Source organism: Bacteroidota bacterium, from assembly GCA_034723125.1.
Lineage (GTDB): Bacteria > Bacteroidota > Bacteroidia > CAILMK01 > JAAYUY01 > JAYEOP01.
Window position 1 is genome coordinate 1579 of sequence record JAYEOP010000154.1, and the last position, 13928, is coordinate 15506.

General features: G+C 30.2%; 9 protein-coding genes. 8 read left to right on the top strand and 1 reads right to left on the bottom strand.

Features of this window, described 5'->3' with window-relative positions:
* The first annotated feature begins 262 nt into the window (after positions 1-262).
* Complete coding sequence (locus U9R42_04535) at positions 263-1138, top strand: hypothetical protein (GenBank protein MEA3495283.1); 876 nt, start codon at positions 263-265, stop codon at positions 1136-1138.
* A gap of 97 nt (positions 1139-1235) precedes the next feature.
* Complete coding sequence (gene mtaB, locus U9R42_04540) at positions 1236-2525, top strand: tRNA (N(6)-L-threonylcarbamoyladenosine(37)-C(2))-methylthiotransferase MtaB (GenBank protein MEA3495284.1); 1290 nt, start codon at positions 1236-1238, stop codon at positions 2523-2525.
* A 19-nt stretch (positions 2526-2544) separates the two neighbouring features.
* Here mtaB and U9R42_04545 read toward each other — a convergent pair whose 3' ends face one another.
* Entirely contained in the window at positions 2545-2721 is a 177-nt protein-coding gene (locus tag U9R42_04545) for a hypothetical protein (GenBank protein MEA3495285.1), read from the bottom strand.
* A 166-nt stretch (positions 2722-2887) separates the two neighbouring features.
* Here U9R42_04545 and U9R42_04550 point away from each other — a divergent pair, with 166 nt between their 5' ends.
* The 6 genes from U9R42_04550 to U9R42_04575 form a co-directional block, all read left to right on the top strand.
* Positions 2888-5983 (top strand): class I tRNA ligase family protein, encoded by a 3096-nt coding sequence (locus U9R42_04550; GenBank protein MEA3495286.1) that lies wholly within the window; start codon positions 2888-2890, stop codon positions 5981-5983.
* A 103-nt stretch (positions 5984-6086) separates the two neighbouring features.
* A complete protein-coding gene (locus U9R42_04555) occupies positions 6087-7406 on the top strand; it encodes a pyridoxal phosphate-dependent aminotransferase (protein ID MEA3495287.1) in 1320 nt (439 codons plus the stop codon).
* Positions 7407-7569: 163 nt separating this feature from the next.
* Entirely contained in the window at positions 7570-10218 is a 2649-nt protein-coding gene (locus U9R42_04560; protein MEA3495288.1) for a tryptophanase, read from the top strand.
* Between the two features lie 414 nt (positions 10219-10632).
* Positions 10633-11253 carry a bifunctional nuclease family protein gene (locus U9R42_04565; GenBank protein ID MEA3495289.1) on the top strand — a complete coding sequence of 207 codons (621 nt, stop codon included), beginning with the start codon at positions 10633-10635 and terminating at the stop codon, positions 11251-11253.
* Complete coding sequence (locus U9R42_04570) at positions 11250-12944, top strand: nucleoside transporter C-terminal domain-containing protein (protein ID MEA3495290.1); 1695 nt, start codon at positions 11250-11252, stop codon at positions 12942-12944. The genes U9R42_04565 and U9R42_04570 overlap by 4 nt, the downstream gene beginning before the upstream one ends.
* Positions 12945-13236: 292 nt before the next feature.
* Positions 13237-13928, top strand: a 692-nt coding sequence (locus U9R42_04575; protein ID MEA3495291.1) for an AAA family ATPase, incomplete at its 3' end; no start/stop codon positions are given.

The following is a 13928-nucleotide window of genomic DNA, read 5'->3' on the forward strand; positions in this document are numbered from 1 at the left end:
ACACATAACTCTAAGTACTTTAGGCACTCTAGGCACTTTAAGTACTTCTTTATGTTTATTCGTAACACATAACTCTAAGTACTTTAGGCACTCTAGGCACTTTAAGTACTTCTTTATGTTTATTCGTTAATTTTTAATATTGACAACCTATTGCCTGACTGCCAATTGACTAATAATCCTCAATTAAAAAAAAATAATTATTTACCATATTAATTAATGAAAAAGACTTATCTTTGATGGTTAATATTTTAAATATATTATTATGAAAAAAATAGGATTATTAATAGTTGTAATTGCTTTAATTTTTTCATCATGTAGTGATGATGGTGATGGTAATGACCCTTCAAATAGTAAGTATGGATGTACTGATCCAAAATCGGTAAATTATAATCCCGATGCAAAAGAAGATGACGGTAGTTGCCTTTATCCTGAACAAAAAGTAGTACCTTGGGTACTTGAGTTTACTTCTACTTGCTGTCCTCCTTGTGGTGAATGGGGACATGAAACAATGGCAAGTTTAACAAATACTTTTGGAAATAAAATTGTTCCAATTGCTGTACATACAAATTTAAATTCATGCACCGACCCAATGTTTATTGGAGAATTAGCTAATAGTTTTAGGAATAATTTCCCTTATTCAGGAATTCCTTCTTTTTTTATTGCTAATACAAAGGATAAATCTGAAGAAACTATTAATAATTATCTTGATCTTAATCCTCTTGCAAGTTGCGTTTTTACTGCTGTGAGGAGTGGAGATAAATATACAATAAAAGCACTTACACAATTTTATGATAATCCAAATGGTGATTTTTATTATGGTGATTTTTATATAAATGCTTTTGTTACAGAAAATAGGATTGATGGTTCAGAATCATCAGGTTCATATAATCAAGCAGGAAATGATGATGATGAATATTACCATGTACATGTGTTAAGAACAGGAGCAAGAACGGACAATATGTGCGGTTATAAAATTGCAGGAGGAATTGTCCCTGATGATACTTCCGTTATTAATAATATGACAATTCAATTGAATTCTAATTGGAATAAAAGTCATTTAGATGTTGTTTGTGTAATCTTTTTCAGACAAACGGGTGGTACTAAATTTAAGTTTGTAAATGCAAATCATAAGAACTAAGTGAAAGCTTTTTTATGTCATAAATATGCTAATATCAATAACTGTTGATTTGCTTATTCATTAACTCATTTTCCCATTCACTCTATTTTCTATCTTTATGCAAAAGAAAATTGCGTTTAAAACTCTTGGTTGTCGTTTAAATCAGTACGAAACAGATGCTATTGCTTCTGAATTTGATGAAAATAATTATCAAATTGTTGATTTTAATGATGACGCTGATGTTTATGTTGTAAATACCTGTACTGTTACAAATCAGGGTGATAAACGTTCACGGACTTTTATTAATCAAATAACAAAAAATAAAAAAAATGCAGTTGTAATTGTTACGGGTTGTATGGTAAATAATTACTCGGAAAAGCTGGAGAGTAAATTAAACAATGTAACATATTTTGTTGATAATGAAAGAAAGACTTCCATTTTTCCAATTGTGGATTCTCACTTTAAAGGCGAAGTGATAGATATTGATAATCTTAAAAATGACAAGTTTGGATTTAATCCTGCAAAAAGAACTTTTCATACTCGCTCATTTATAAAAATTCAGGATGGTTGTAATCAATTTTGTACTTATTGCATAGTTCCCACAGTAAGAGGTAGAGCGATAAGTCGTCCTTTTCCCGAAGTTATAAAAAATATTAAAAAAGTATTGGAATTTGGATATAAAGAAATTGTACTTACAGGAGTAAATATTTCTACTTACGAATATAATGCTTTAAGTTTTGAAAATTTGATTGAAAAAATATTGAATATTCCAGGAGATTTTAGATTGAGAATTTCTTCAATTGAACCGGATAATTTTTCAGATAGTTTTTATTCATTATTTAAAAATCCAAAACTAACACCTCATTTACATCTTTGTTTACAAAGTGGTTCGGATAATATTCTTAAAAAAATGAGAAGGATGAATTCTTTAAAGTCCTTTGTGGAAATTACTGATAAAATAAGAAAAGTTGTTCCGGATTTTAATTTCACAACAGATATTATCGTTGGTTTTCCGGGAGAAACGGAAGAAGATTTTCAAAAAACTATTGAAGCAATTGAAAAAATAGGTTTTGGGCATATTCATACTTTTAAATATTCCATTAGAGAAGGTACTCGAGCCGCGAAAATGCAAGGGCAGATTGATGGAAGAATTAAGTCTGAAAGAAGTGAAATAATAAGAAAAATTAGTGATGAACAAAAAGAGAACTATAGAAAATCAATGATAGGGAAAACACAGGATGTTTTGATTGAGAAAATTGATGACAAAGGTTTTACTCATGGATATGGTGAGCACTATATTCCTGTTGTGTTTGAAGCTGGTGATTCAAGGGAGAACGAATTTGTAAAAGTGAAAATTTCAGATATTTGTATGGATGGGGATTTAATTTTAAAAGGAATAAAATTGTAATTATTTTTTTTACCCCCCCTTAAACAGAAATTATTTTACTTGATTTAAAAAATTCGTTTCTCTCGTAAGGACAATGCTTGCAATCCTCTGTGCAATTTTTACAAACATCATCAGCGTTTTGAAATGAATAATAAATACTTGATACAATCCAAGCAACAAGTATGGCAAAGGCGATTAGTAATAAAAGAAGTTTCATGGTTTTATTATTTGGTTAACTTTCAACTACTAATATACGATGTAGGAATAAGTATTTGCAAATTTTTTTAAAATATTGGTGAGGGAAGAAATTTTGTGATGCTTGATTAAACAAAAACGATTTATGTATTTTTGCCGTTTTAAAAAAAGTCTTTAAATTTGGATAAATGGCAGAATACAATTTTAGTGAAATAGAATCCTTTTGGCAAAAGTATTGGGAAAAGAAGCAAAGCAACAAAGTAGAAGTTGATGAGAAAAAACCAAAGTTTTATGTTTTAGATATGTTTCCATATCCTTCAGGTGCGGGATTGCATGTAGGTCATCCTTTGGGATATATTGCCTCGGATATTTTTTCACGCTTTAAAAAACTAAAAGGTTTTAACGTACTTCATCCAATGGGTTTTGATGCTTTTGGACTTCCTGCCGAACAGTACGCAATACAAACAGGACAGCATCCTGATGTTACAACAACTAACAATATTAAAAGATATAAAGAGCAATTGCATAAAATTGGATTTGCTTATGATTGGGATAGGGAAGTAAGAACTTGTGATTCTGATTATTACAAATGGACACAATGGGTTTTTATAAAGTTGTTTAATCATTACTACGATAATAAAAGTCAAAAAGCAGAACCTATTGAAAATTTAATTCGGGAATTTGAAATAAATGGTAGCTTAAATGTGAATGCTACATCGACAAAAGAATTGCATTTTTCCGCTTCGGAATGGAAAGCAATGGATGAAGGAAAACAGAGAAATGTTTTAATGAATTACCGCCTTGCATTTCAGGATGAAACAACAGTAAATTGGTGTCCTGAATTAGGAACCGTACTTGCAAATGATGAGGTTAAAGACGGTTATTCTGTTAGAGGCGGATGTATGGTGGAGCAAAAACCTATGAAACAATGGTTGTTGAGAGTTTCTGCATATTCCGAAAGATTATTGCAAGGCTTGGATAAAATTGATTGGTCGGACTCTTTAATAGAAATGCAGAAATATTGGATTGGTAAATCAGTAGGTGCTGAAATAAATTTTGAAATATCAAATTCAAATAAAAAAATTCGTGTTTTTACAACCCGTTCCGATACTCTTTTTGGCTCAACTTTTATGGTGCTTGCTCCTGAGCATCCAATTGTAAAAGAAATTACTACAAGTGAATATGAAAATGAAGTAAACAGCTATATTGAGATAACAAGCAAGCGTACAGAAAGAGAAAGGCTTGCAGACATAAAAAAAATTACAGGACAATTTACAGGTGCTTATGCTATTCATCCATTTACGAAAAATAAAATGCAAATCTGGATTGCCGATTATGTGCTTTTTCAATATGGGACAGGGGCTGTAATGAGTGTGCCTGCTCACGATAGCCGTGATTATGCTTTTGCAAAACATTTTAAAATCCCTATTGTTGAAGTCGTTTCTGGTGGTGATATTTCTAAAGAATCCTATGATGCCAAAGAAGGGAAATTAATAAATTCGGATTTTCTTAATGGCTTGGAAGTAAGTGAAGCTATTAAATTGATGAATTCAAAAATTGAAGAAAAAGGAATTGGCGTAAGCAAAGTTAATTACAAAATGAGAGATGCGATTTTTAGTCGTCAACGATATTGGGGCGAACCCTTTCCTGTTTATTACAAAAATGATATTCCTTATGTTCTTAATGAAAAAGAACTACCTCTTGAACTTCCGGAAGTTGATAAGTTTTTGCCAACGGAAGAAGGAGAACCTCCATTAGCAAGAGCTAAAAATTGGAAAACAAAAGAAGGATACAGCTATGAGTATGATACAATGCCTGGTTTTGCCGGTTCAAGCGGATATTATTTAAGGTACATGGATCCCAAAAATAACAGTGAGTATTTTTCGAAAGAATCAAATAAATACTGGCAGGATGTTGACCTTTATATTGGAGGCACAGAGCATGCAACAGGACATCTGATATATTCAAGATTTTGGAATAAATTTCTTTTTGATATTGGAAAAAGCTGTAAAGATGAACCTTTTAAAAAGCTCGTTAATCAGGGAATGATTCAAGGTCGCTCAAGTTTTGTGTATAGAATTAATAACGAAAAATATGCTGAATATCTTTTGTGGGAAAAGATAAAGGATAATAAATTAGGAATAAAATTCCTGAAAAATTACAAGGATGGACATAGACGATTTGATTTTTATTCGCAAAAACAAAAATTGGTTTTAGAAATAAAATGTTATAAAAATTTAGAAAAGTTGGAATCTGATTATTCAGATTATTTTAATAAAACCAATCAAAAATATTTGTTGATTCCAATTGTAAAAATATTTGACAATATTGATGAAGTTATTGATAAAATCATTCAATTGATAGAAGGAAATGAAGTATCATCCTTTCTTGAAGAAGATAGCGTTGATTTAAAAACAAAATTTGTTTCCAAGAATGTTAAAGGAAGAAAAGAATTTTCAACTCCTTTGAATGTTGATGTAAATATTGTTGAAAATGATATTCTGGATTTACAAGCATTTAAAAAATGGAGACCTGAATTTAAAAATGCAGAATTTATTCTTGAAGAAGGCAAATATTATTGTGGAGATGCAGTTGAAAAAATGTCAAAATCATTGCATAATGTCGTAAATCCTGATGATGTTATTGAAAAATACGGAGCTGATACTTTTAGAATGTATGAAATGTTTCTCGGTCCAATTGAACAGCATAAACCTTGGAATACCGATGGTATTGAGGGTGTATCAAAGTTTTTAAGAAAATTCTGGAATTTATATTTTAATAAAAATAATGAGTTTTATTTGTCGGATGACAAAGCAACAGAAGGGGAGTTAAAGATTTTACATAAAACGATTAAAAAAATTCATGAGGATATTGAGAAATTATCATTTAATACCTGTGTGAGTGAATTTATGATTGCAACAAATGAACTTCTTAAGCTTAATTGTAATAAAAAATCTATTTTACAACCCTTAAATATTTTATTAGCACCTTTTGCACCTCATATTTCTGAAGAACTTTGGAAACTTTCGGGTAATGAAAAAAGCATTGCAACTACCTCTTTTCCAGAATATAATGAAAAATATATTAGAGAAGATAGTTATGATTATCCTATTTCAATTAATGGAAAACTAAGAGCAAAACATAGTTTTTCTATAGATTGCTCAAAAGACTTTGTGGAAGATGAGGTACTTAAATTGGAAACTGTAAAAAAATGGACAGATGGTAAAACTGTAAGGAAAATTATATTTGTTCCAAAAAGAATTATTAATATTGTGGTAAATTAGTTTTTAGCATAACTTGTATAGTTTGATAATATTTTCATACTTTTATAATCAAATTTATAATTGCTTTAAATTGAATTATTAAAGAAAAATAAAAAGAATAGGCATGAAAGATACACCGATAAATTATAAAATAGTAAAAACAAAAATAGAAGAAAGTGGACTTGAAAATGTTGGAAAAGCTTCTATTCGTGAATTATTAAAGATTGTTAATCAGATTGAAGAAGAAACAGGAGATAAGTTTGTAAGGATGGAAATGGGTATTCCCGGCTTAGAGGCAGTAAAAATTGGTGTTGATGCTGAGATAGAAGCACTTAAAAGAGGAGTTGCTTCAAAATATGTTAATATAGAAGGTATTCCCGAGTTAAAAACCGAAGTGCAACTTTTTATAAAAAACTTTTTAAATATTGATGTTAATAAAAATGGTTGCGTACCATCAGTTGGTTCAACATCAGGGAGCTTTTCAGTATTTATGACTTTGAGTAAATTAAATAAAAAGCCTTATAAACATTTATTTATAGACCCCGGTTTTCCTGTTCACAAGCAACAATTAAAATCATTAAATCTGGATTTTGAAAGTTTTGATGTTTATAATTATCGTGGTGATAAACTTAAAGACAAATTAGAATCGTATTTATCAAAAGGTGAGATTTCTTCTATTTTATATTCTAATCCAAATAATCCATCTTGGATTTGCTTTACTGATAAAGAATTAAAAATTATTGGCGAATTAGCAAACAAATACAATGTTGTTGTAATAGAAGACCTTGCATATTTTGGTATGGATTTTAGAAAAGATTATTCAATACCGGGTGAACCACCTTATCAACCTACAGTTGCTAATTATACTGATAATTATATTTTATTGATATCAACTTCAAAAGCATTTAGTTATGCCGGTCAGCGTTTAGGAATTGTTATTGTTTCCGATAAAATTTTTAATACAGTTTCTCCGGAATTAAAACGAAATTTTAATTCTGATATTTTTGGACAAGCATTAATTTATGGTTCTTTATATGCAATAAATGCAGGTACTGCTCATTCTGCACAGTATGCAATTACTGCTATTTTAAAAGCCGTTAATAATAAAGAAATTAATTACAGAGAAAGTGTTCTTGAATATGCAGAAAGAGCTAAAGTTATGAAAAAACTTTTTCTCTCAAATGGTTTTAATCTTGTTTATGATAAAGATGAAGATGCACCAATTGCTGATGGATTTTATTTTACATTTTCATATCCGGGATTTTCTGGAGAAAAACTACTTGAAGAATTATTGTATTATGGCATTAGTGGAATATCACTTGCAATTACCGGAAGTGAAAGAACAGAAGGATTAAGAGCATGTGTTTCTTTAGTTAGTAGAAGTCAATTTCCTGACCTTAAAAATCGTTTGGAAAAATTTAAAGAACATCATCCGATAAAATAATTGTTTCTTTTTTTACAAATAGTTTCTGCTTTTGCAAGTAGAAGTCCTTTAGTATAACTCACAATAAGTTGACTTTATTTTTTCAAATATGGCTCAGCTTTTTATTAAAAAAAAATGATACTTTTGCAGGATATTTTTTTATTAATAATATAAACATAGATTTATGATATCCGAACCGCACAAGATTAAAACAATCAGGAAAGTTGTTTTTACAACTTTAAAAGATAGAACAGTGTTTTTGAAAAATGCAAATTTCAATACATTTAATATTAATTCTAAAAACGTTACATTTGATATGACAAGTCAGGGTACTAGTGCCATGAGTCAAAATCAACTTTCAGGATTATTTATTGGTGATGAAACCTATGCAGGAAGCCGTAATTTTGAGTTTTTGTTAAAAACAGTAAAAGATATTTTTGGATTTGAATATGTTTGTCCTACCCATAATTTAAAAGGCTCACACAAATTGATTACATCAACAATGCTTTCTAAAGATGATGTTATTTATTCAAATTCAAAGCTTATCGAATTATTTTCAGAAGACAAATCAGCTTCTGTTGAGCTTTTAATAGAAAATGAGAATGACCCGAATTTTTCGGGTAACATTAATACTTCCGAATTGGAAAATAAACTTTCGGGCAAAACAAATGTTCCTTATGTTTATATTGAACTTTACAAAAGTGGATACAAAGCTGTTTCCTTATCAAATATTGAGGAGGTACATAAAATTTGTGTTGCTAAAAAAGTTCCATTGATAGTTAATTTTTCAAGAATTGTTGAGAATGCAAATTATATTCGTGAAAATTCTACAGAATACAAAAATTTGAAACTTGCAGAAATTATTAAAAAAATATCTGCTTTTACTGATGTTTGTGTACTTGATGCAGCTCAGGATCCTCGCTGTAATACAGGTGGACTTATAGCTACAGGAATATATGATTTATATGAAAAATATATGAACGAGGTTGTAGTTTTTGAAGGTCTGCATACTTATGGCGGAATGGCAGGTAGAACTATGGAAGTTTTTTCTCGTGGAATTAATGAAATGATTTATGAAAATCAGGCTAAGTGGATTTCTCAACAGATAAAAGATTTTGCTTCACTGTTAAAAGGAATTCCTTATCATCTTGGTAGTGATGGAATATATATAAAAGCTGATGAATTTTTTCCTCAGATTAAAGAAAATCAAGCTGAAACACTTGCAGCATTATTATATTTGAAATCAGGTGTAAGAATTTTCCTTGATGAAAGGCTTACTGATAGCAACATAATTCCTTTACAAATTCCCCGACTTTCATTTAACAACGATCAGTTAACACAAATTTCTGAAGTGTTAAATGATATTTATGCAAATAAAGATAATGTACAAGGACTTAAAATATTAAATAATCCTGATTGGAATGACGAAGCTCAATTTGATTGGAATATTCCGGATATTGAAGAATATAACTTTGATTGCGAACCTCATGTAATTACAACAATAGAATACGTTGGTGTTGACACAATTGAAGAACGTAAAAAAATAATTAAAGAAGTTGGATATAATACATTCCTTCTTCCTTCAAAAGATATTACAATTGACTTTTTAACTGATTCAGGAACAACAGCACAAAGTGTTGAACAATGGTCAAAATATAATGAAGGTGGTGAAACTCAAGCTTCAAGCAAAGATTCTTTTGATTTTGTAGAAACTCTTCAAGATGTAACAGGCTATAAATATATTATTCCAACACATCAGGGGAGAGCTGCTGAACACATAATGTCTCAATGTTTGATAAAAGATGGTTATGTTCCGGGTAACATGTATTTTACAACTACAAAGTTGCATCAGGAAATGGCTGGTGGTACTTTTGTTGACGTAATTTGTGATGAAGCTCATGATCCTCAATCCACTTTTATTTGGAAAGGAAATATTGATCTTAAAAAAGTTCAGGCAATTATTGATGAGCATGGTGAAGGATGTATCCCTTATATCAGTTTTGAATTTAGTGTAAATCTTGCTGGTGGTCAGCCTATTTCAATGGATAATGCAAAAGAAGTTTACGCCTTTTGTAAATTACACAAGATTCCACAAATGTTTGATGCAACACGTGCCGTTGAAAATGCATACATGATTAAGAAAAAAGATGAAAGATATAAAGATGTATCTATCAAAGAAATTCTTCGTGAGTTGTTTAGTTATGGTGATGGCTGTACAGTTTCAAGTAAAAAAGATTATCTTGTAAATATTGGTGGTTATCTTGCGATTAGAGATGATGAAGAGTTTTACAAGAAAGCACTTAACATGCTTAGGATTTATGAAGGTTCTGTAACTAACGGTGGAATTTCTGCTGCGGATATGGCGGTTCATGCACAAGGAACTAAAGAAATGGTTCAGTATGAATACATAAGAGCTAGGGTTGAACAAACTCAATATCTTGGAGAAAAATTACTTGATGCAGGTATTCCTATCGTTGAGCCTGCCGGAACTCATGCTATTTTCTTAGATGCAAAAAGATTTTTACCACATATTGATCAGGATGCATACCCTGCACAAGCACTTGCTTCGGCATTGTTTGTTGAGTCAGGAGTAAGAGCTATGGAACGTGGAAATGTGTCAAGCGGAAGAAAGAAAAACGGTGAAAATTACAGACCGAAACTTGAATTGGTTCGTCTAACAATTCCTCGTAGAGCTTATACTAATTCTCACATGGATATGGTAGCAGAAAGCATTATTGCTCTTTACAAAAAGAGAGATTCAATAAAAGGTTTGAAGTTCGTTTATGAACCTGCAAATTTGAGATTTTTTCAAGGAAGATTTGAGGAGATATAGTTTAGACGTATTAAATTTTGCAGACTTTTCTTAAAGACACTATATAGTGGCACTAAGAAAACTTTGTATTACTTATTATACTTGGGCTTTGAATTAATAATGGATGTGAATGTAAAAGTCATTCAATTGTCATTAATAGTCATTTAGCCAAGTTGTCATTGGGTTTTGTAACTTAATGACAATTTAATGACTACTTTATGACATTAGATTCAAGCGACAAAATACACATAATATTCTAACAGTCAAAAACATACGTTTTTCTTATAGACACTATATAGGAGCAACTTACCCATAAAGTATGTTGCTTTTATTATATCTGAAATAGAAACGATTTATATCGGTAAGTTTGATGTTTAATTGCTATAAATTCTTTTATTTGAAATTGAAAACTTAACTTTGTGTTTTAAATTTATTATGGATAAGATTCAATTAAAGATATTAGGTATTTCGTCAGGGAATGTAGCTTCTTCCTATACTTTAATAATGGAAGAATTAGGTGGCGAAAGAAAGTTGCCTATTGTAATAGGTGTACTTGAAGCTCAGGCAATAGCGATTAAGCTTGAAAATATTAAGCCAATACGTCCTATGACTCATGATCTTTTTAAAACATTTGCAAAGAGTTTTAAAGTAAGAATAAAGGAAGTTTTTATTTATAAACTCCATGAAGGTATTTTTTATTCATATATTATAGCATCAGCTGGAGATGAAATTTTAAAAATCGACTCAAGAACTTCAGATGCAATTGCACTTGCAATACGTTTTAATTGTCCTATTTATACAAATGAAGAAATATTATCAGAAGCAGGTATTGCTTTAAAATCTTTTCAAATGAAAAATATGGAAAATCCAAAAGAGGAAACTGTTGAGGATGAAAAATCTCCGGAAGGTGGAGGTAATGAGGATGTTGCTATTGACGATTTAAGTACTTACTCAATAAATGAATTAACGGATATGCTTGATAAAGCAATAGCTGAAGAAGATTATATTTTTGCTGCAAAAATTAGAGATGCAATTAAAATTAAGGAAAGTAAATGAAAAAAACAATTCTGTTTGCTAATATTTCTTTCCTTATTTTTTTGTTATTTTTCACAATACATACAAATAAAGTATATGGCAAAGAATCATCAAATATTGAAGGTGAATGGCATATTTACTCCTCCGAAATAGGAACCATTGATAAAAATGAAAACGAAATTAATGTTCATTATTTTACTTTTAATAAAGACAATACTTATTTATATAAAAATAAAAGTACAAAAAAATCATACAAAGGGGAATGGTCGTTCTCAGATAAAAATATTTTTTCATTAAAAAGACAAGGACAGAAAAACCTAAAGGAATTTGAGGTAATAAAATTAACAGATTCGGAATTTGTTATTAAAGATGGAGAAAAAGTTTTTTTATTTGTTACAAATGAAAAAACAACCGGTGGAATAGGGAACTTCAGAGGAATTATCGGCATTTTTGTTTTAATTTTTATTGCCTTTTTGATAAGTGATAATAAAAAGAAGATTAATTGGAGAATTCCAGCAGTTGGGATTTTAATGCAACTTACATTTGCTATTGGTGTTTTAAAAATTGCTTTTATCCGAAATGCTTTTGATGGTGTTTCTTCATTTTTTGTTCAACTTCTTGCTTTTACTCGCGAAGGCTCCTTATTTCTTTTTGGAAGTTTAATTGAAAATACCGAATCATTCGGGTATATTTTTGCTTTTCAGGTTTTACCAACTGTAATTTTCTTTTCTGCCTTAACTTCAGTACTTTATTATTATGGAATTTTACAAAAAGTTGTTTGGGTTTTTGCATGGGTAATGAGGAAGGCAATGCATTTGTCAGGTGCTGAAAGTCTTTCTGCTGCTGCAAATATTTTTATCGGACAAACAGAAGCCCCTTTGGTTATAAAACCATATTTGCCAACTATGACAAAATCGGAGATAATGGCTTTGATGACAGGAGGGATGGCTACTATTGCAGGAGGTGTACTTGCTGCTTACATTGGTTTTTTAGGTGGAGCTGACCCTGAGCAACAAAAATTATTTGCTACTCATTTATTAACAGCATCAATTATGAATGCTCCTGCTGCCTTGTTTATTGCAAAAATTATTCTTCCTGAAACTAAAGAAATAAGGAAAGACCTAAGTGTTTCAAAAGAAGTGGTTGGAACAAATGTACTTGATTCACTTGCCAAAGGAACTACTGACGGTTTGCGTTTAGCTGTTAATGTGGGAGCTATGTTACTGGTTTTTACTGCTATGATGGCTCTTATGAATTATATAGTTTTTCATTGGATTGGAAATCCTACAGGTTTAAATGATTACATAAATGAAGTAAGTGGTGGACAGTATGAAGGTTTTAATATGCAATTTATTCTCGGGATGATATTCGCTCCAATTGCTTGGCTAATCGGTATTCCTTCAAATGACATTGTTATGGTTGGTCAGTTATTAGGTGAAAAAACTATTTTAAATGAATTTTATGCTTACACTTCTTTAGGCGGATTAAGAGATTCATTTTTACTAACAAATCCAAGGTCAGTAATAATTACAACTTATGCTTTGTGTGGCTTTGCAAATTTTGCTTCTATAGGTATTCAAATTGGTGGGATAAGTGCATTAGCACCAAACCAAAGAACAGTTTTGTCAAAACTAGGATTAAAAGCACTTATAGGTGGTACAATTGCTTCTTTGCTTACAGCAAGTATTGCAGGAATGATAATTGGTTTTTAACTTACCTTTAAAATAATAATTTATTTTAGGAAAAAACTAAACAATTTGTTATCAAATAAATAATTATTATATTTGCAAATATATTAAAGATATATTCAATTTTATTAGTGCATGAATCGAGTAAAACTACAGAGATTTACACTCATATTACTAGCAAAGGACTTGGCGGCATCGTTAATCCATTGGATGATATGGAATTATAGGTTTTTGAGTATATCAACATATAATGGAAATAAACGGAAGTTCTGTTTATATTAATGTTATAGCCAATTGCGGACAACAAAATAAAAAAGTGAAATTAACAAAAGAGCAATATGACATAATCAATTCGACTGGCAACATTAAAATAAATGCTGTTGCTGGTTCTGGAAAGACTACGACTGTAATTGAATACGCAAAAGCTCGACCACAAAACAGTAAAATTCTTTATCTTGCTTTTAACAAGTCGGTCAAATTAGAAGCCGTTAAAAAATTCCAAGAAAAAGGAGTTTCAAATGTAAAAGTTGAAACGGCTCATTCACTTGCTTACAAAAACATTGTTTTCAAATACAATTATAAAGTCAGACACCAAGGTTTTAAAACTTATGAAGTTGCTGAACTTTTAAAGCTTCAAGGAAATGGAGAAAAGCACGCTGAATATATTATTGCAAACCATATAAACAAATTCATTGCTTATTTCTGTAATAGTAACAAAGCAAAAATTCAAGACTTAAATTATCTTGATATTGTTTCTGATAGTAAAGCAAAAACATTCGTAACTACATTTTACGATTATATTGAGGGACAAACTCGACTTTTATTAAGTAAAATGGACAAAGGAGAAATTGAAATCACTCACGATTTTTATCTCAAGAAATTTCAGCTTTCTAATCCAAAACTAAATTTTGATTACATTCTTTTTGATGAAGGTCAAGATGCTTCTCCTGCAATGCTTGATGTTTTTCTAAAACAAGAAGCTAATAAAGTAATTGTTGGCGATACACA

Bases quoted from the DNA above. Each gene is read 5' to 3' on its own strand.
- U9R42_04535 (MEA3495283.1), top strand. From the start codon at position 263: ATGAAAAAAATAGGATTATTAATAGTTGTAATTGCTTTAATTTTTTCA.
- mtaB (MEA3495284.1), top strand. From the start codon at position 1,236: ATGCAAAAGAAAATTGCGTTTAAAACTCTTGGTTGTCGTTTAAATCAG.
- U9R42_04545 (MEA3495285.1), bottom strand. From the start codon at position 2,721: ATGAAACTTCTTTTATTACTAATCGCCTTTGCCATACTTGTTGCTTGG.
- U9R42_04550 (MEA3495286.1), top strand. From the start codon at position 2,888: ATGGCAGAATACAATTTTAGTGAAATAGAATCCTTTTGGCAAAAGTAT.
- U9R42_04555 (MEA3495287.1), top strand. From the start codon at position 6,087: ATGAAAGATACACCGATAAATTATAAAATAGTAAAAACAAAAATAGAA.
- U9R42_04560 (MEA3495288.1), top strand. From the start codon at position 7,570: ATGATATCCGAACCGCACAAGATTAAAACAATCAGGAAAGTTGTTTTT.
- U9R42_04565 (MEA3495289.1), top strand. From the start codon at position 10,633: ATGGATAAGATTCAATTAAAGATATTAGGTATTTCGTCAGGGAATGTA.
- U9R42_04570 (MEA3495290.1), top strand. From the start codon at position 11,250: ATGAAAAAAACAATTCTGTTTGCTAATATTTCTTTCCTTATTTTTTTG.